Genomic DNA, 18,726 nt, shown 5'->3' with positions numbered 1-18,726 from the left:
TCTAAAGCCGTCGAGCGGCCAACGCGTCGCGCAATGATGCACGAGAGCTGACGCCCAGCTTGGGAAAAATGCGATAGAGGTGGGTGCTCACCGTGCGCGGGGAGAGGTAGAGCTGAGCGCCGATCTGCTTGTTGCTCAGCCCGGACGCCGCGAGTTCGGCGATCTGCAGCTCCTGCGCCGTCAGGCGGGCGGGTCGGTCGACGGCCTCGTCGCCGGAGACTCCCGCCAACGAGAGTTCGCGCGCGGCTCGATCCGCCCACGGCGGACTGCCGAGACTTTCGAACAGCTCGACGGCACGCGACAGGGTGGTACGGGCGCCGCGCAAGTCGCCGTGCCGCCGCAGCCACCTGCCGTGGGCCAGGCTGATGCGGGCGAGGTCGAAGGGGAAGGAAGGCCCGGCGCTGTGCCCGGTTGCGATCGCAAACAGTCGGTCCGCCTCCGCGGTCGGCTCGGTCAGCGCCAGCGCGGCGGTGCACAACATGTCCATCCGTGGTGACACTGCCCCCACGTGGTGGTCGACCGCAGCATGGGCGTGGCGACGCGCCTCGTCGACGTGGCCCGACGCCATCCCGGCTTCGACGAAGTCGAAGACGCACCGGAACGACTCGTGCACGTAGCGCCGGAAGGATCCGGGCGAGGTGATCTCGAGCGCGTGGGTCCAAGCGGCGTCGTAATCGCCGATCGCGAGCGAACCGGCGAGCGCAGCACCCGCCACGTGCTCGAGGAGCACCCCGAGTCCTCGGGCGCGCGCCCAGGCATCGACCGACAGGCTCAGCTCACGGGCACCGGCAACGTCACCGCGCTGAGCCAGGACCCGTGCGTAGAACGCGCGATAGAGGTGGGTGTACATCTCGAAGCCGAGACTGGTGCTCAGCTCCAAGCCGCGCGCGAAGGTCACCGCAGCGTCGTCCCAGTGTCCACTGTCCGTCTGGTAGAGGAGCGTCAGATGCAGCAAGGTCATGGCGTCGGCCCGGGCTCCGGCCTCGACCTCGCGCGCGAGCATCCGCTCGACGAACGAGCGGTGCTCGCCGAGCGAGTCGACGGACCTGGCGCAGATCGTCAACAGCGTCACATCCCTGGGGCCATGGCCGGGCAGGGTGAACGCTTTGGCCACGCGATCGCGAGCGCCGTCGGCATGACGCAGCAAGTCGCCCTGGACGTCGCGCACCAGCAGGGTCACGGGTCCGAGCCGCCCTGCGAATTCGTCGACCACTCGCTCGGTCTGCTTCCAGAGGACCAGGTCGGCCGAGTTCATGCTGAGCCCGAGCAGCAGCTCGACGAGACGCTCGAGCGTCTCGTCGTCCATATCGTGACCCTGTCGTTGCAGGGTGTCCAGGACGAGGCGGTGCGTCGGGATCACGGCCCCGTCGCGGTGCAGCCGGACGTACGCGTCGGTCATCACCGTCGCCGGAGAAACCAGGTCGCCGTTGAGCCGGTCCAGCCGGCCGATCAACGTGGCGGCGTCGTCGAGCAGGCCCGCGTGGCTGGCGACGAACGCGGCCTCCGCGAGGCGTCGCTCACGTTGGCGCGGATCCTCGCTGAGTGCCGCAGCGCGGACGAAGAGCGGGACAGCGACGGCGGCTCCCCCGCGCCGGGATGCGTGCTGGGCACCCAGCTGGACGGCGTGCGCGATGGTCTCGTCGGGCGTGATCGTGGCGGAAGCCAGGTGATGGGCGCGCCGGAGGGGGTCGCCGGCGCGCACCTCGGCCAAACGCAGGTGCGCGGCCCGCACCAGCTCGGCGGACGCGGAGCCGACGACCGCCGACCGCACCAAGGGGTGGCGGAACGACGCCCGCCCGGCCGGCGTTTGCCGGTCGACGAGCCCGGCGGCGCGGGCTGCATCGAGACGGTCCGCGAGGTCGTGCTCTCCTTCGTCCTCTGCCACACCGTCAAGCGCCAGCAGCAGCAGGGCGAACCGCTCCTCCTGCGGCAGCCTGTCAAGCCGATGGACGTATACCTGCTCAAGTCGTCGCGGCAACGGAAGCTCGGGCCTCGAGGCCGCGGGCGAGCCGGCAGCCAGCGATGCCGGCATCTCGATCAGCGCCAACGGATTGCCCACCGCCCACCGGAGCACTTCGGCGCGCAGCGAGAGGGCCAGGTCGGGGTGACGAGCGTCCAGGAGCTCGGCCGCGCTCCTGGGGTCGAGCGGGGGCAGGTGGAGGTGCTCGATGCCCGCGACCTCGAGGTCAGTCGGCTCTCCCGTGCGCAACCCCAGCACGACAGACGCTGGGGCGTCGCTGAGCCGGCGCGCCACGAACGTCAGCACGACACCGCTCGCGGAGTCCAACCACTGTGCGTCGTCGACGATCAGCAACCACGGTGAGTCGGCGCTCGCCACCACGAGGAGATCGAGGATCGCCGTGCCCAGCGTCATGACGGCGGGAGCATCACCGACCGCGCGACCGAGCACAGTGTCGACAGCGCGGCGCTGGTGGTCGGCCAGCGCGTGGAGATACCGCTCGAGCGGGCGGAGCATCCGGTCCAGGGCGGCGTACGGGAACGCCCGCTCCGCCTCCACACACTCGCACTGGGCGACCCTCCACCCCTCGGCCCGGGCACGTCGGCCCAACTCCTGCAAGAGTGCGGTCTTCCCCACCCCCGCATCACCCTCGACCACCATGGCCCGCCCATCCCCGGTTAATACGCCCACAAGCCGGTCGACCTGTGGGGACCGACCGACGAGGTGGTTGGCGGAGCCCATGTCCGAAATCGTATGCCGCGAGTCCTCGGCCGCGGTCAAGCCCCTGGAAGTGGTGTGGTGCTGCGTGATCGGTTGTTTGGGGTTAGGCGGTGAGTGCGGGCATGTCGTCGGCTCCGATCTCGGGGTTGGTGGTGGTGACGGTGGTGAGGCGGCATCGGGCGAGGATGTCGAGGCCGAGGTAGCGGCGGCCTTCGGCCCATTCGTCGGTTTGTTCGGCCAGCACGGCGCCGACGAGTCGGACGATGGCGTCGCGGTTGGGGAAGATCCCTCATCTGATGTCGGCGGCTGCGGCTGCGGCGGGGCCTGTTTCGGCTTCTTTGCTTCGGCCGCGGGGTTGCTGTCGATCCATTCCCAGCGAACCGCTGCCGCCAGCGCTCCGCTGATGACGAAATGAACCTTTCGCACCGTTCCGGCGGACAACGGCTTGCAGACATGCGTCTGGCACTCGATAACCCGACACCCCGCCGCATCGCAGTCATGCTCGGCGCGCGACGTCACCCAGGGCCGGCCCGGCGGCCACCTGTGCTTCACCACCACTCGGCATTCATGTGCATCTGCAGTTCGGTGCTCTACGAAGGGCTTACCGTCGCATCGCGCGCTGCAACGTCGCAGCTGCGCGTAGAACTGCTCCAGGGCACGCGCTCCGAGTTTGGAGAGCAGTACGTCTCCCAGCGCTGGGCCGATCGTCCGCTCAGCGAGCTCGCGATTCCGATCGAGGGTGGACTCATTGGCTTCATGGACTTCGAGCCACGTGTCGAGCGCGTACGAGAGCGCTTTGGGCGCGGCGGAGGAGCGGGCGACGACAGCGCGGCTGCGCAGCACGCGTGGGTTAACCACACTCCCCCACCACCACAGTCCGCTCGACCGCGGACGCCGGCCAAGCAGTCGGTCCCGACGGCGGCTCGCAAGTCGCTGGCGGTCGTCGGCAGGGAAACGCCGGCGGTAGCCGGAGGGTGGGTGGGAGCGGGCGTAGCGGGCGCTGCCGAGGAGCGGACCGACGAGAGAGCGGCCGCGGAGTGCACGTGGGCTGGACCACAGTTCGTCGGGTGGGACGTCGTACTGAGAGCCGGTGAGGGGACTTGAACCCCTAACCCCCGCTTTACAAGTGCGGGAGCCGTCATACGCGAGGGTGTCTCAGTCGGGATCTTCTTGCACCTGCACTGTCTGTAGTGCCTGATCTGCCCGCAAATGGCTGGGGTTCATTGACACAGCCATTGACAGCCGGATCGGCGCTCACGCCCCGGCGATCCTGGCAGGCGACAGCCGTTGGCGCTCCAGCTGAGACGCCGGCAAGTTTGGCGAGAATGTCGAGATCCGTCGTGGCGCCTCGATGTATTCATCGAAGGCCCGCGGCCGGTGAGCGGCCCCAACGCAGCAGGAGACCAGCATGAAGAAGGCCAGCCCGATCAAAGGCCTCGACGAGCTCGAGGTCATCACCTTGTTCGTCGAGGACGTAGCGGCTTGCAAGAGGTTCTACCTCGACGTGTTCGGTCTCGAGGTGATCTTCGAGGACGCCGGCTCGGCCTTGCTCAGGCTCCGCAACCTGATGCTCAACCTGATCACGGTCGGCGAAGCACCCACCTTGATCGAGCCGAAAGCGGTCGCCGCGCCGACTGCCGGTGGGCGAGCGCTCTACACGGTCCGAGTCGACGACGCTGACGCGGCCGCCGCAGAGCTACAGGCGCATGGCGTCACCCTGCTGAACGGCCCGATGGACCGTCCGTGGGGCAGGCGCACCGCGGCCTTCGCAGACCCGGCAGGCAACCTGTGGGAGATCGCACAGGCCCTCGACTGAGACTTTTCGACGGGCTGGGGTTGGGCTGAGCCGCCCTGTCGGAATCGAACCGACGACCTTCTCATTACGAGGAGGAGTATCTCCATGAACAAGCCACAGGACAGGCGCCCCGGAAGCCGCCGACCACTCCGATCGCCGTTCCGACACCACCGATCAGGCCGGTCAGCAGGCCGACCCCAACCCCGATGAGCCCGCGCACGAAAGTGACCTCGTATTCGTGTCACGTCTCGGAGTTGCTGCCCGTGCCCGCTCGAGCTGTTCGGTCAGCCGCCCAATCGCCACCTCGATTTCGGCGATGTGGTGCTCATGTGCGTCCAGCTGCGCCTCGGCTTCGGCACGTTCGGCCTCGGCGTACTCGTGCTCGGCGCGCGCGGCGCGGGATGCGAGATCGGCGTGGCGCTTGCTTAGCACGTTGGAACCACGCGGCCGGTTGCCGACGCGGAGCGGCGGCCTTGGCCGGTGGGTTGGGTCGGCTGCGCACGCCTCTGCGGGTGACCGGGGCGAGCCGGGCAGCTTCGCCGGTCTCGTCGACCACGCCGAACCCGACGTGGCGCAGGGCGCCGGTCAGTTGCCCGGCTCGCAGTAGCTGTGCTGCGGCGCCAGGGTCGATCACTGCGGCATCCAGGGTCTCGCTCAGCCGCTGTTCGGTCTGAGCGCTGACCGCGTGGCCGTGCTTCCCGGCTTGGGCCGTACGCTGGTCACAAGCTTGTGGACGAGGCCGTCGTCGGCGCAGTGTGAGCTCGCGCAGCGCCCGGCCGTCGCCGGAGCTGTGCGCCTGGCGCAGCTCCTCGCCGAGCTCGGTCAGGTCGTTGACGGCGTCCGGGTCGGATCGGACGAGCAGGTTCGCCAGCCAGGCCGCGAGTGTCGGTTCCGCAGGGCTTCACCGCGGCGCTGTCGCTACCGTCTCCGGCATCCTTGACCTGCCGGGCGAGTCTCTTGCGGGCAGCGGTGAAGTCTTCGGGTGGCAACCCGTAGAGCTCGAGCGCGGTCGAGGCGACAACCACGTCAACCACGATGCGTGCGCCGAGCGGGCGGCAGCAACTCCATCGGTCTGCGCTGCACTCGCCGTGAACAGCCTGTTGCGGTTCGGTACGGCGTATCGCACCGATCCGTCGCGTCCCCCCGACCCCCGACCCCCCCGACGGGTGGTCGGCTGTGGCGGGTCAGGTGGCTGTTTGGTCAATCAGTGTGGCGGCGAGCTCTCGGGCGTCGTGGATGGGCTGGGAGTTGTTGAGGGAGGTGGATAGAGCGCGGCAGCCTTCGAACAGCAGGGCGAGTTGTCGTCCAAGGATGTCGGGGTCGGGGGCACCTGCTTCGGCGGCGGTTTTGATCAGCCGCGCGGTGAATTCTCGTTTGTGGCGCTCGACGAGTGCTGTGGCTTCGGGCATGTTTCCGGCTGCTTCGACAGCGGTGTTGTGCAGGGGGCAGCCGCGCAGAACAGGTGGGTGTGCCTGATTGACCGGGAGTTCGTCGAACAGGTGCAGGAGGCGTTCGCGCGCGGTGAGGTCGTGGCGGTCGAGGGCGCTCTCGAGACTGTCTGGTTCCGCTCCGACACGCTCAACATAGGCGCTCACCAAGGCTTCCTTGCTCGGGAAGTGCTGGTAGAAGGTGCGAGTCGATACGTGTGCCTCGTGTGTCAGCTTGGCGATGCCGGTGGCGTGAATGCCGTCACGGGCGAACAGCTCCACGGCGGTGCGCAGGATGCGCTCCCGGGCGCCGCGTCCACCGCGGGATACACCGGCCGGTGCATCGATCGTTTCCATGCCACAAGTATAGCGATCGGTTTACTTCGCGCGAAGAGCCTGTTAGGCTCAAGTACAGCGATCATTTTACTTCATCGAGGTGGCTGGCCTAGCCCCTACCGGAGGGTCGGCGCTGAACGGCTCGGATGCGGCAGGCGCCGCGCACGGCCCGCGGTGGTCCCCGGTCGGATCACGCGGCGGACCCGGATGGGCGACTGCCTATTCCTACAAATCCGCTGTGGGCGTTCGGTCGGAAACCCTGCGTTTCTGCACTGGTAATCGAGAGCGAGAAGGCAAGGAGACGATCATGTCCAATCAGAATTTCGTCGCGGTTTCCCATGAGGTCGTCCGGTGGTCGATCGACACGGGAACGACGTTCGAGGATTTCCAGGCCCGGTACGAGGCTGCCGTGCCGGTGCTCGACCTTGTGCGGATGGAGCGGCTGCGCGCCGGGCGGGCAAGTTGGGACGCGGTGCTCGCCGCCGCCGAGGAGAACGCGCCGCATGGTTTCATGCGGTTCTGGAGCACCGATGTCGGGGCGACCATGCGGCTGGCCGGCGACCCGGGATCCTGCGCTACCTATTTGATGGGAAATCACACCATCGCCGAGCGCATGTATCGGCACGACCCGGCGGTCATGCTCTACGCACCGCTGCGTACAGCGATCCACCAGGACCGGCAGGGTGCGACGCTGTTCTCCATCGACCAGCCCAGCACCCGTTTCTACAGCTTCGACGTTCCCGACATCGCCGCCGTCGGCCAGGAGCTGGACCGCAAGGTCGCCAACCTGCTGAAGGTTCTGGACGTGACCGTCCCGCCCGCTCTCTCCGCAGCCGCTGCGAGCGACCGGTAAATGGGGCGATCCCCGGACGGCACACTCCAGCCCGGAAATCGAAATGACTGACAAATTGTCAGACGGGGCGGGCTGTCGATTCTGTACATTACGGATGTCCCGTCGAGGGCGTTCCCTATAGTGATCGAAGTGCAAATGTGAGTGTTGGCTGGCTTCCGGAGACATAACGTTGGTCGCTTGCCGACAGTTATTCTGAATTTATAGGAGATATCGTGCAGGATAATGCCACTACCGTTGAGGCAGCATCGCGTGATGACGAACTGATTGAGCTCGGCGTAGCGGCGGCCGCTGCCGCGATCCGCGACGGCGACATCACCTCCGAGGCGTACGCTTCCGCACTCTTGCGGCGCGCGCGCAAGCAGGCCGACCTGAACTCCTTCATCACCATCGACGAGTCCGCAGTGCTGACCGCAGCGCGGGAGGCGGACAAGGCCCGCGCCGCGGGCTCAACAGCTCCTCTCCTCGGCGTCCCGATCGGGATCAAGGACAGCTACGCCACCTCTGGTCTGCGCACCACGCTCGGTGTGGGCAACCTGAAGGACTTCGTCCCGCAGCAGGATGCCGCCGTCGTCGTGGCGCTCCGGAACGCCGGGGGCATCGTCTTCGGCAAGAACAATCTCGTGGAGATGTCCTTCGGGCTGACCGGACACAACAGCCCGTACGGCCAGGTGAAGAACCCCTACGGTCACGACCACGTCCCCGGCGGATCCTCCAGCGGCTCCGGCGCGGCGGTCGCCGCCCGCATCGTCCCCGCATCGACCGGAGGCGACACGGTGGGCTCCATCAGAGTCCCCGCGTCCCTGTGCGGCGTAGTCGGCTACAAACCCACCAACGGCCGCTGGCCCGGCGGCGGCGTCGCTCCGATCTCCCACACTCTCGACACCACCGGCATCCTCGCCCGCAGCGTCGAGGACTGCGCGTTGCTCGACCAGATCGTCACCCGGGACACCGCCACCCGAACCCCGCAACGCTCCGACCTGCGCAGGGTACGGTTCGCACACGCCCCCCGGCAGTACATGAACGTGATCGACCCTGAGACCGCAGCCCATTTCACCGCCGCGCTCGAAAGCCTTCGCGACGCCGGCGCCGACATCATCGAGATCGACCTCGGTGACGGCTTCATGGACACGACGAACCAGATGACGTGGAACTTCTTCTTCCGTGAGATGCGGGAAGCGGTGACTCAATTCGTCGCCCGCAACAACTTCCCCGTCACGTTCGATGAGATCTACAACGACGTCAAGCCCCAGCTGAAGGAGATCTGGAGCCACGTGGTCGTCCCGACCGGGTCGGGCTACCTGTCCGAGGAAGGCTATGAGGCGGCCCTGTCCGTCGGACGCCCGAAACTCCGGCGCCAACTCGGCCAGGCATTCACCCACAACGCGGCCGATGCACTGCTGTTCCCAACCACACCCTGCCCAGCACCCCGGATCGAACACGGATCGAACATCACCATTGCAGGCCACCAGGTCGACGAACGGTTCCTCGCCTACAACACCATCCCCACCAGCGGAGCCGGCCTGCCCGGCATCAGCATCCCCATCGGCCTCAGCACCAATGGCCTGCCCATCGGACTGGAAATCGACGCCGCGCACGGCAATGACAGGAACCTGTTGGACCTGGCACGCCGGGTGGAAGCCCTCTTCGGCACCCTGCCCACGCCGGCCTGAACACCGCACCGCCCCCACAGAGCCAATCGGTCACACCGCTGGCTCAAGCGGCCGCCCGCCGGTCAACGTGCGACGGTCCTGCGCGTGGCGGTTGTCCCGCCTTCCGGGTTATGTTCCCAGGTCAGAGAGCCGGTGAGGGGACTTGAACCCCTAACCCCCGCTTTACAAGAGCGGTGCGCTGCCAGTTGCGCCACACCGGCCGGTGTGCTGGTACATAGTAGTGGATTGTGTGGGGAGTGCTGTGGGGGTCGGTGGGGTTTCGGCGGCTTTGGGTTGCTCGGTCGGTGTCGTTCTTGGGGGACTCACTGGGGCTCGTGGCGTTGCTGCTGTATGTGCAGGGGTCGACGGGGGCTGCGCTGGCGGTGGCGTTGTTGCTGTTGGCGGGGGATTTTGTGCCGGGGTTGTTCGGGGCGCTGGCGGGGGCGATTGGGGATCGGTTTGATCTCAAGCGGGTGATGGTGGTTTGCGACCTGGTGCAGGGGGTGCTGACGGTTGTCATGGCGCTGGTTCTGCCGCCGCTGCCGGTGTTGCTGGTGATGGTTGCGGTCCGGAGTGTGACGGCGACGGTGTTTCAGGCCAGTTCGCGGAACGCGATGCCTGGGCTGGTGAAGGACGAGGAGCTTGAGGCGGCGAACTCGGCTCTCGGGGCGGGGACGAATGGGCTGGAGGCGGTTGGGCCGCTCATCGCCGGAGCGCTCTTCCTGGTCACCGACGTACGCGGGATTCTGCTGATCGATGCGGCGACGTTCTTCGTGTCGGCGACGTTCCTGAGCCGGTTGCCGCGGATTCCGCGGGCTGAGCCGTCGGGGCACAGTTTTCTGAAGGATGCGCGGGACGGGCTGGGGTACATCTGGCGCGCCAAGGCGGTCCGGGTCATCGGGATCGGGTTCTTCGCCGTGGTCGCGTTCAACGGGGTGGACGACGTCGCGATGGTGTTCCTCGCGAAGGACGAGTTGCACGGGAGTGACTCGGCGTCGGCGACGTTGTACGCCGGGGTGGGGATCGGGCTGATCGTCGGGTTCATGATCCTGGCTCGGTACGCGCGGAGCATCAGGATGCCGGTGTTGATGCTGCTCGGGTTCGCGGTGAGCAGCATGGGGAACCTGGTGACCGGACTGGCGTGGGCGATTTGGGCGGCGCTGGCGTTGCAGGTGATCCGCGGGCTTGGGATCGCGGGCATCGACGTCGGCATCAACACGCACCTGCAACGCGTCGTACCGGCGCACCTCAGGAGCCGGGTGTTCGGCAATTTGTACGGCGCGATCGGGATCGCGGCGGGGATCTCGTACGTACTCGGCGGGCTGCTCCTCCAGCACACCGACGCCCGTACGACGTTCATCACCGCGGGGGCCGGCGGGTTGCTCGCTACGGTTGTGACTGCGATCGGAGTTCGGCGATCGGGCCGCGGAGAGCACGAGCCCCGGGTACGGCGATGAGCGCAATCGCTGCCATGACGAGGAATGCGGCAGGCGGGTGATCGACCAGCAGGCCGACCACGACCGCCACGATCAGGCCGCCCAGGTTGCCGGACATCCAGATCAGGCCGGCTGCGGTGCCTTCGGCTTCTCCGGTACGGCGTTCTACCAGCTCGAGGACGATCGGGAGGGCTGGGAGTAGGAGCAGGCCGATGAGGGTAATCGCGACGAAGCCGGTCAGTACGCCGGGGGCGACCGCGAGTAGGACGCAGGCCAAGGCGGTCGCGGTGAGGCTGAGGACCAGGAGGGTGGATTCGGCGTGGCGGCGTACGACGAGGACCGGGATGATCGCGCTGCCTAGTACGCCGGCGATCACGTTCACCAGGAGGATCGTGCTGGCGGTGCCGCCGCTGACGCCGGCTGGTTCGAGGAGTGCCTGGGCGAAGGTGCTCATGGCAACGAATACGCCGAACGGGAACAGCGCGAGAACGCACAGGCGGCGGATCAGCGGGTCGCCCCAGGCAGTCGCGAGCGCGCCGCGGTCGGTCCGGTGGGGTGGGACGGAGCCGGAGTCGATGGACGCGGCGGCGTCCGCGTGGGTGGCCGCGGTGGCGGCGTCGGAGGGTTCTTCTTGGGGGGTCAGGGGTTCGTAGGCGAAGTAGGCGACTGTCGCGGTCGGGTGGGCTGGCTCGAAGGGGCCTGGACGGCGTACGACGAGGGCCAGGATGACTGCTGCCAGGACGCAGAAGATTGCGGTGAGCCACAGCATGGTTGGCAGCGAGGACGCGGTGGTGAAGATGGCCGACAACAAGAAGGCGATCACCATGCCGGCGAAGATGCTGGCCGTGCCGACCGCGATGCCCGTCGGGCGGTCCTTCTCCGCGAGGTAGCGGCCGGTGATGCCGGTGACCGCATTCAAGACGAGGGGTTGGGCGATCGAGGCGAGGATCTGGCCCGCTAGGAGCCAGGTGAAGTCGTCGCCGATGAGGCGTACGGCGGCACCGAGGGCGGTGAGGACGGCGCCGGCTATCAGGGCGGGGCGGAACCAGCGGTCCAGGGCTAGGCCGCAGGGGATTGCTAGTACGACGTACAGGAGTGGGAAGACCTGGGCGAGCCAGCCGATGGCGCTCTCGGAGACGCCGTAGCGGTCGGCTGCGACCGTCGTGACGCCGGCGAAGTTGAGCCAGACGAGTTGGGTGGCTGCACCGACCAGGGAGTAGCCGACGATCGCCGGCCACTGACTCCGCATCCGCATCTGCGAACTGTAGCGCCGAGACTGGCGTACAAAGGAGGAATGGTTGATTGGGAGGGGCCGCTGTCCAAGGCGTACGAGCGGGCGCTGACTTATCTGGAGGGTCTCCCGGAGCGAGAGGTCGGTCCGCGAGCGACGGCGGAAGAGCTCCATCAAGCGCTCGGCGGACCACTGCCGATCGGGCCGACGGATCCGCGTGAGGTGATCGAACACCTTGCGAAAGGCGTCGATGACGGACTGTTGCCGAGTGGGAGCGGGCGCTTCTTCGGGTTCGTATTCGGCGGCGCCACGCCGGCATCGCTCGCCGCGGACTGGCTCACGACGGTCTGGGATCAGAACGCAGGTCTGTACGCCGCCTCGCCCGCGGCCGCCGTGGTGGAAGACGTCACCGCGCGCTGGCTGGTCGAGCTGTTCGGGCTGCCTGCGAGCACGTCGGTCGGGTTCGTCACCGGTGCGCAGATGGCGAACTTCACGGCGTTGGCCGCCGCACGGCATGAGGTACTGCGCCGGGCCGGGTGGGATGTCGAGCAGGACGGGTTGATCGGAGCGCCGCCGATCCGGGTGCTGGCCGGAGCGGAGCGCCACGACACGATCGACCGGGCATTGCGCTTCCTCGGCCTGGGGACGAACAGCATCGTGCCGATCGCGGTGGACGATCAAGGGAGGATGCGCGCCGACGCGCTGGCCGAGGCGCTCGACGCCAACCCCGGCCGGACCACGGGCCGCAGCGGGATCAACCGACCAACGATCGTCTGTGCGCAGGCCGGCAACGTGAACACGGGCGCGTTTGATCCGATTGCGGAGATCTGCGAGATCGCGCACGCACACCAAGCGTGGGTTCACGTGGACGGCGCGTTCGGCTTATGGGCGGCGGTCAGTCCGGGCCTCAGGCAACTAGTCGACGGGATCGACAGGGCCGATTCCTGGGCGACCGATGCGCACAAGTGGCTCAACGTGCCGTACGACTCGGGCATCGTGCTCTGTGCACATCCCGAGCCCCACCGCGCCGCGATGTCGATCCGGGCCGCGTACCTGATCCAGGACGAGAACGGCGAACGCGACTCACTCGACTACAACCCCGAGTTCTCGCGACGCGCCCGCGGGATCCCGGTGTACGCCGCCATTCGCGCGCTGGGGCGTGATGGCATCGCCGAGATTGTCGACCGCTGCCAAGCGATGGCAGATCGATTTGCACAGAACCTCAGGGCCAACGACATAGAGGTCCTCAACGATGTCGTGCTCAACCAGGTCCTCGTGAGGTTCGGCGACGACGCCGTCACCCGGCGCGTGGTCACCGACGTACAGAACGAAGGCACCTGCTGGATGTCCGGCACCACCTGGCAGGGCAAGGCGGCCATGCGCATCTCGGTCTCCAACTGGACCACCGGCCCCGACGACATCGACCGCTCGGCAGCCGCCGTACTGAAAGTCTTCCGTCAGCTGTCGATTTCCTAGCCGGTCGTTCGACGCCCAGGCGTACGACGACCACAGGAGGAAATGACATGTCGTTCCAGGCGTACTTGGACAAGATTGAAGAGAAGACCGGCCGGACCCCGCGGGAGCTGGTCGACGAGGCTGTCAGCCGGGGGTACGGCGACGTCAAGGCCGGCGTGATCTGCGACTGGCTCAAGGCGGACTACGAGCTCGGCCGCGGGCACGCGATGGCGCTGGTTCACGTGATCAAGAACGGGCCGCAGATCAGCGACAAGCACGTCGGTACCAAGGGCACCCATTCGGACCCGAGCAACATGCTCTGGCTCGACGGCAAGGCGAGCAACCCGGTCAACGCGTAGCCGGCATGGTGCGTCGCCAGCCCTCGATCACCAGAGTGGGACGCATGCCGACCGACAGGTAGAGATGCAGCGCCGGGGTCGGGTTGTTGGTGTCGACGTGCAGGATCGTGCCGGCGCGCCCGGCGGCCGCGTCGAGGGCGAAGGCGTCGCGGAGCAGGTACGTCGCCAGACCCCGCCCACGGGCCGACTCGATCACGCCGAGCCCGTCGATATGGCCGCAATTCTCGATCTCGACATCCCGATCGCTGCAGTCGCGGAACGCGACTGCTTTCCCGTCGAGTTCGAGCAGAGTGAACTGGGACCACGAGAAATTGGCGTAGGCCGCGCGAGCCTCGAGCCATTCCTCGTGCGGGCGGGCGACAAAACCGAATTGACCGCTGAAACACTCGATGATGACATCGTGCGCGATCCGGCGGGTCCGGTCGTCGTCCGCCCCACGGTGAACGACGTACCCGGCGGGTACGTCGGGGGTGGCGACCGGCTCGGTGTGGTCGATCCGCATCCGGTTGAACGTCGTACCGGTGCTGAATTCATGCTCGGACAACAGAGCACGCAGGGACGTGTCGGCGCCGTACACGTAGCTGTCGACAGTGACGTCCGCGTGGCCTGCTTCGCGTCCCATCTCCGCTGCGCGCCGCAGGGACCGGTCGAACAGCCAGCCGGCGACCATGGCGTCTTGTGACAGCACCTCGATCTCGGCCACCTCGCGATTGCCCTTGCCGCAGGCTGTCCCGTAGCCGACCGGCACGTCGTCCCGGTCGAGTACCAGCCAGCCGTCGGTCCGCGACTCGAAGCCCGGGTCAATGATGCCGTTGGTGATGTCGGCCAGTGTGCAGTCGGCGGTTCCGATCACAGCGGTGTTGTACGCCGAGACCAGGGCGAAGATCGCCCCGGAATCGGCAGGCACAGGAGGCCGGACCGTGTACTCGGCGGGCAGTACGGCGGTGGTCATCGCGCTTCACCATCGATGGGCGATGTCGACGACGACTCGGCTACCGGAGCCCGGACCGTCGAGTGTGAACACGCGGAACGGCAGACGAGCACGGAGTCCGATCCCTACCCAGGCAGCGCCTTCGGTGTCACCGGCATACGCGATCTGACGGACGGTGCGGAACCCGGCGACGTTCGCCAGTTCGGAGTCGTTCGCAGGCTGGAACGCCCAGTGACCGGCGTCGTTGAACGCGCGGACGCCGAGCATGATCTCCAGCTTCGCACCCCCACGGATCGGGACGAGATGGCCGGCGCCGGCGCGGAAGACGTTCGAAACATAGTGCGCGCTGTAGCTGGTCGGTGTGCCCGTGACGTCGAAGACGACACGGTCGAAGCAGGCGTGCCGGCCGGCGCGGACAGTGGCCAGCGTGGCGGTGCTCACCCTGGTACTTGCCTCTGGCAAAGAACCCCAGGCGGTCTGACAACCGGTGGCAGCCGAGGCGGTTGCGGGTACGGCAACAGCAGGAACTGCCGCCACCGCGAGTAAAGCGATCGTGGTTCGGATGGAATGGAAAAGCTTCATTTTGTCCCCCCTTTGAGACACCTGTTCGATGCCTGCCGGGAGGGCGAAGTTGACATTTTGGCAAGTAAATCTTTAGGTGCCCGGAATTCGACACTGGGTGACGGCATTCAACTGCTTGAACCCGGCTGTTTCCCGGCGGTGACGTTGCCCGGCGTACCGTAGGCGGGTGGAATCGAAGAAGTCGCCGCGGGACAAGTGGATCACGGTCTACGGGCGGAAGCCTGTGCTGGAGGCGTTGCACGATCCGAAGCTCTCGGTGGCGAAGGTGGTGCTCGCGGACAACGCGACCGGGGGCTCCATGCAGGAGATCCTCAGGGCCGCGGAGAAGTACGGGACACCGGTCGAGCGGGCGACAGCCAGCCGCGTGAAGTGGCTGGCCGGGAACGGGAAGCACGACCAGGGCGTCGTCGCGGATGTGAACGCGCCGCGGATGACCCCGCTGGAGGAGTTCGTCCGGACCCGCGGGAAGCGGCCGACGAACGTGTTCCTGCTCGACGGCGTCACGAATCCGGGCAACGTCGGCATGATCCTGCGTACCGCGACCGGCGCCGGCTTCGACGGAGTGATCCTGCCCAAGGCCGGTACGCCGCATGTCGGGCCGCTGGTGATCAAGGCATCGGCCGGTATCGCGTTCCAGGCGCCGATCGTGAACGCGTCCACCGCGAAGGCCGCCGTCGACCTGCTGCGGGACGCCGGGTACCACGTCTACGGGCTCTCAGCTCGTTCGCAGGACTCGCTGTTCAAGGCCGAGCTCGCCCCGCGCGCCGTCTACGTGCTCGGCGGCGAGACCAATGGCATCACCGTGTCGACCGATTCCGACCTGCAGATCCCGCTGCACGCCGGCGTCGAATCCCTGAACGTCGCCGTCGCCGCCGCGATCGTCGCCTTCGAGGTCACCAACCGCTGACGCAGCCACCAACCGCCGATGCAACCGAATCTCGCGATGACGCGTTTATTGCGCAGCGCGAGTTGAGGAGGCCAGGTTGGACAGCGAGGCGGAGCACGAGTACACCGCGTTCGTGACCCATCACGCCAGCGCGATGTGGCGTACGGCGTACCTGCTCTGCGGGGACCGTCGACGGGCCGAGGACGCGACCCAGGAGGCGCTGCTCCGGCTCTACCGGCGCTGGCCGAAGCTGTACCGCAAGGGCGGCATCGTCGCGTATGCGCGGAAGGTGGTCGTATCCGCGACGCTCGACGGGCTAAGAAGGCGGTCGAGCTCCGAGCTCGTAGGCGGTGACACCTACTTCACTGCCGAGGCCGATCCCACCGATCACGTCGGCCGCGCCGAGCGCCGGCTCTTGATCACGCAGGCGCTCGCCGAGCTCCCCGAACGGCAGCGGGCCTGCGTCGTACTGCGGTACTTCGACGACCTGTCCGTCGACGAGACCGCCGACGTACTGGGCTGCCGGCCGGGAACCGTCAAGAGCCAGACGATGCGCGCGCTGGACAAGCTGCGCCTGCATCCGGCGCTCGCCGACTTCGACCTCGCCGAACTGGGAGGCTGACATGACGAACCAGCTCAAGGACCTGATGACCGAGGCCGTCGACGCGCAAGCGCCGTACGTGCCCGACGTCGAGACGCTTGTCCGGACCGGTCGCAAGCAGGTACGCCGACGCCGCGCGGCGACCGCGATCGCGACAGCCGCCGCGGTTGCAGTGATTGCGGGTGCGACGACGATTGCGGTCGGAACGATCGATCGATCCGGGAAGCTGCCCGTCGCGCCGGCTGTCACGCCGACCACGCGCGTGACCGCGCCGGAGCTGTCGGCGCCGCCCGGCGGCAGCACCGGGCTGTGCACCACCGCGGACGGTTCGCCGTCCGACGGCTGGTTGTGGCCGAAGGTCGTTCTCTACACCCAGGACACGTTCGGGATGTCGATGGTACGGCGGTCGCCCGAGGGTTCGACTCCCGACGCCGACGTGTTCTGCACGACCGAGTGGGGCAACGGGGCGAAGCACTCCGTCGTACCCGGCGGGGCGAAGAACGGCATCGTGCTACGCAAGGGCGCCGCGGAAGGGCGCGGTGCGCAGCCCGGCTCGAGCGTGACGAGCGTGTTCGGCACGGTGCCGCGCGGGACTCCCCCGCATGTGACAGTCGAGACCGCCGATGGGTATGTCGGCGTCGCCAAGGTCAAGGACGGGTACTTCGTCTACCGCCGCGTGGAGCATTCGCCCTGGCCGGGGCCGGTTCCGCACGCGATCGTCCGGTTCAAGTACGCCGGCAAGGCGGAATACATCGCGGCTAGCCGGTGATCTTGGTGACGAGCTCCTCGGCACTGTCGCGGGTGTAGCCGCCGGAGATCTCGAGCTTGCCGCCGCTGATCGGCGACTGGACCGCTGGTGCCGTGACGACCTGGCCGCGGACCACGATCGCCAACTGGTTCTTGGGCGGCAGCTCCTTGGCGAGGGCGGCGGTGAGCTGCTCGAACAGAATCGCGCCCTTCGAATCGAGCGTCAGGCCGATGGACCAGCCGGCACCGTTCTCCTGCATCGCCGCCTTGACCTCGGACACGTTGCTGCCGTCGAGCTCCACCTTGCCGAGGGTGTAGACGGTGCCCTTGTCGTCGCAGGAGGTTCCTGCGGGCGTCGGCGAGGGACAGGTGCCTGGCTTCGCCGACAGCACGCGACGGAACTCCACCGCGGTCGGGTCCGACGGCTTGGTGCGAGCAGAGGGCTCGGAGGTCGGCTGCTTCCCGTCGTCACCCCGGTTGACGATCACGATGACGGCGGCCGCGATGATCACGCCGAGCAGCAGGACAAGGCCGCTCACGAGCAACACGAGTCCACGTGACCGCTTCGGCGGCGGCTGCGGCGGGAACAGCGGCGGCAGCGGCGGCTGGTTCGGCGGCGGTCCCTGTTGGTACGGCGGCTGGTTCGGAGGGACCGGCGGCTGCGTCATGGGACGACATGCTACGTAGTCAAGAAGTCACCTTGAGCAGGCGTGCCGCCAGCTCGGCGTTCCGCTGGGCAAAGGTCCGCCACGGCTCGGGCGTCGCCGCAACCCGCTCGCGAGCCGTCGCTTGAGCCACCGCACGCTGCGTCCACGTGCACATCCGGCCGGCCCGCAGTTCGAACCGCACGAGTACGCCGTCCGCCCATCCGTACACGTCCGCGTTCCGCGGCTCGAGCCACGCCACCTTCTGCTCGGCCACGATCCAGTCGAGCGCCTCGATCTCCCCCTGCACCTTCGCGGCGAACTCGTACCGCAGCCCGGCCGCCGCGCGATCCCGACGACGTACCAACTCCTCCCGCAGCGTCGCCACCGCGGCCGGATCCCTTTCCAGTACGGCGATCGCCGTACGCGCCAACGCCTCGCGATCCCCCGGCCCGATCCCGAACAGCCGCCCGAACTCCTCGGCCGAACCGTCGCCCGAGACTGTGTATTGCAACGGCAGCACCCGATGCAGCCCGGAGATCGCCTGCCGGATCCGCAACCCGCCGAGGTATGGACCGAAGTGCGGTAACGAACCGCTGCCTGTGTGCGAGAAACTCAGCCCTGGCTTGGATCCGGTCGCGAGCCGGATATAGCCGACGACCTCCGCGCCGCCCTCGACGCGGTTCCAGCGTGGCTTCGAATGCTCGAGCAGATTGCGCTCCAACCACGCGGCCTCGTGCTCGGAATCGCAGGAAACCCCTTCTACGCGGGCGATCCGCCGTACCATCCGGGTCAGATGCGGACGGTCACCGACGTTCACCCAATAGGACTGCACGCGTCGCCGCAGGTTGCGGGCGCGGCCGATGTACAACACCTTCCCGGCGTCGTCGCGGAAACGGTACACACCCGGCACTGTCGGCAACTCCCGGACGCTGCTGATCATCAGCCCAGTGTGCCCGGTCCGACCGGGCGAGTGACATTCGGTTGAGTGTTTGAAACGAATGCAGATCGGGGGTTGCGCACCGAAGGACGCGGCAGTCATTCTGGCGTGCGATCCGAGTGCTCGTTGGGGGCTGTGAGGGCGAGCACCGGATTTGGGAGGCTGGGGGGCTTC

17 protein-coding genes, 1 tRNA gene and 1 pseudogene are annotated in these 18,726 nt (G+C 67.6%); 10 read left to right on the top strand and 9 right to left on the bottom strand.

Features of this window, described 5'->3' with window-relative positions; all coding sequences use genetic code 11:
• Position 1: 1 nt before the first annotated feature.
• Together EV645_RS25360 and EV645_RS25355 are read right to left on the bottom strand one after the other, a co-directional pair.
• Positions 2-2,701 (bottom strand): ATP-binding protein, encoded by a 2,700-nt coding sequence (locus EV645_RS25360; RefSeq protein ID WP_130446430.1) that lies wholly within the window; start codon positions 2,699-2,701, stop codon positions 2-4.
• 82 nt (positions 2,702-2,783) lie between these two features.
• Positions 2,784-2,969: pseudogene (locus EV645_RS25355) on the bottom strand (transposase); the annotation flags it as partial.
• A 278-nt stretch (positions 2,970-3,247) separates the two neighbouring features.
• On the opposite strand from EV645_RS25355, the gene EV645_RS25350 reads away from it, so the two are divergent.
• Both EV645_RS25350 and EV645_RS25345 read left to right on the top strand, forming a co-directional pair.
• Positions 3,248-3,784, top strand: coding sequence for a hypothetical protein (locus EV645_RS25350; RefSeq protein ID WP_130446429.1), 537 nt, complete (start codon positions 3,248-3,250; stop codon positions 3,782-3,784).
• A gap of 304 nt (positions 3,785-4,088) precedes the next feature.
• Positions 4,089-4,496, top strand: coding sequence for a VOC family protein (locus EV645_RS25345; RefSeq protein ID WP_130446428.1), 408 nt, complete (start codon positions 4,089-4,091; stop codon positions 4,494-4,496).
• A gap of 1,163 nt (positions 4,497-5,659) precedes the next feature.
• On the opposite strand, the gene EV645_RS25340 is transcribed toward EV645_RS25345, so the two are convergent.
• Positions 5,660-6,259 carry a TetR/AcrR family transcriptional regulator gene (locus tag EV645_RS25340; RefSeq protein ID WP_130446427.1) on the bottom strand — a complete coding sequence of 200 codons (600 nt, stop codon included), beginning with the start codon at positions 6,257-6,259 and terminating at the stop codon, positions 5,660-5,662.
• Between the two features lie 286 nt (positions 6,260-6,545).
• Here EV645_RS25340 and EV645_RS25335 point away from each other — a divergent pair, with 286 nt between their 5' ends.
• Positions 6,546-7,091, top strand: coding sequence for a DUF302 domain-containing protein (locus tag EV645_RS25335; RefSeq protein ID WP_130446426.1), 546 nt, complete (start codon positions 6,546-6,548; stop codon positions 7,089-7,091).
• A 212-nt stretch (positions 7,092-7,303) separates the two neighbouring features.
• A complete protein-coding gene (locus tag EV645_RS25330) occupies positions 7,304-8,761 on the top strand; it encodes an amidase family protein (protein ID WP_130446425.1) in 1,458 nt (485 codons plus the stop codon).
• 127 nt (positions 8,762-8,888) lie between these two features.
• On the opposite strand, the gene EV645_RS25325 is transcribed toward EV645_RS25330, so the two are convergent.
• Positions 8,889-8,961 (bottom strand) — tRNA-Thr (locus EV645_RS25325).
• A gap of 27 nt (positions 8,962-8,988) precedes the next feature.
• Between EV645_RS25325 and EV645_RS25320 the strand changes: the two genes are divergently transcribed.
• The gene (locus EV645_RS25320; protein ID WP_338419152.1) at positions 8,989-10,197 is read left to right on the top strand and encodes an MFS transporter; all 1,209 of its coding nucleotides are present in this window, start codon (positions 8,989-8,991) and stop codon (positions 10,195-10,197) included.
• Here EV645_RS25320 and EV645_RS25315 read toward each other — a convergent pair.
• Positions 10,127-11,431: an MFS transporter gene (locus tag EV645_RS25315; RefSeq protein WP_242000634.1), complete on the bottom strand. Its 1,305-nt coding sequence runs from the start codon at positions 11,429-11,431 to the stop codon at positions 10,127-10,129. The two genes, EV645_RS25320 and EV645_RS25315, sit on opposite strands and share 71 nt — an antisense overlap.
• A 39-nt stretch (positions 11,432-11,470) precedes the next feature.
• Here EV645_RS25315 and EV645_RS25310 point away from each other — a divergent pair, with 39 nt between their 5' ends.
• Both EV645_RS25310 and EV645_RS25305 read left to right on the top strand, forming a co-directional pair.
• On the top strand, positions 11,471-12,883 hold the full coding sequence (locus tag EV645_RS25310) for a pyridoxal phosphate-dependent decarboxylase family protein (protein WP_130446423.1): 1,413 nt from the start codon (positions 11,471-11,473) through the stop codon (positions 12,881-12,883).
• Positions 12,884-12,930: 47 nt separating this feature from the next.
• The gene (locus tag EV645_RS25305; protein WP_130446422.1) at positions 12,931-13,221 is read left to right on the top strand and encodes a DUF4287 domain-containing protein; all 291 of its coding nucleotides are present in this window, start codon (positions 12,931-12,933) and stop codon (positions 13,219-13,221) included.
• Here the strand turns inward: EV645_RS25305 and EV645_RS25300 are convergent.
• On the bottom strand, positions 13,211-14,173 hold the full coding sequence (locus tag EV645_RS25300) for a GNAT family N-acetyltransferase (RefSeq protein WP_130446421.1): 963 nt from the start codon (positions 14,171-14,173) through the stop codon (positions 13,211-13,213). The two genes, EV645_RS25305 and EV645_RS25300, sit on opposite strands and share 11 nt — an antisense overlap.
• 6 nt (positions 14,174-14,179) lie before the next feature.
• Positions 14,180-14,593: an AMIN-like domain-containing (lipo)protein gene (locus EV645_RS25295; RefSeq protein WP_198681829.1), complete on the bottom strand. Its 414-nt coding sequence runs from the start codon at positions 14,591-14,593 to the stop codon at positions 14,180-14,182.
• A 307-nt stretch (positions 14,594-14,900) separates the two neighbouring features.
• Between EV645_RS25295 and EV645_RS25290 the strand changes: the two genes are divergently transcribed.
• The 3 genes from EV645_RS25290 (at position 14,901) to EV645_RS25280 (ending at position 16,990) form a co-directional block, all read left to right on the top strand.
• Positions 14,901-15,641: a TrmH family RNA methyltransferase gene (locus EV645_RS25290; protein WP_130446419.1), complete on the top strand. Its 741-nt coding sequence runs from the start codon at positions 14,901-14,903 to the stop codon at positions 15,639-15,641.
• 76 nt (positions 15,642-15,717) lie between these two features.
• Complete coding sequence (locus EV645_RS25285) at positions 15,718-16,242, top strand: SigE family RNA polymerase sigma factor (RefSeq protein WP_130446418.1); 525 nt, start codon at positions 15,718-15,720, stop codon at positions 16,240-16,242.
• Between the two features lies 1 nt (position 16,243).
• Positions 16,244-16,990 (top strand): hypothetical protein, encoded by a 747-nt coding sequence (locus EV645_RS25280; RefSeq protein ID WP_130446417.1) that lies wholly within the window; start codon positions 16,244-16,246, stop codon positions 16,988-16,990.
• Here the strand turns inward: EV645_RS25280 and EV645_RS25275 are convergent.
• Positions 16,980-17,636 (bottom strand): SecDF P1 head subdomain-containing protein, encoded by a 657-nt coding sequence (locus tag EV645_RS25275; protein ID WP_130446416.1) that lies wholly within the window; start codon positions 17,634-17,636, stop codon positions 16,980-16,982. The two genes, EV645_RS25280 and EV645_RS25275, sit on opposite strands and share 11 nt — an antisense overlap.
• A 19-nt stretch (positions 17,637-17,655) precedes the next feature.
• Positions 17,656-18,555, bottom strand: coding sequence for a GIY-YIG nuclease family protein (locus EV645_RS25270; RefSeq protein WP_157997151.1), 900 nt, complete (start codon positions 18,553-18,555; stop codon positions 17,656-17,658).
• Positions 18,556-18,726: the final 171 nt, after the last annotated feature.

Source organism: Kribbella rubisoli, assembly GCF_004217145.1.
GTDB classification, from domain to species: Bacteria; Actinomycetota; Actinomycetes; order Propionibacteriales; family Kribbellaceae; genus Kribbella; species Kribbella rubisoli.
Note: the sequence above shows the minus strand (reverse complement) of the source record. Positions and strands in the feature narration are given on the sequence as shown.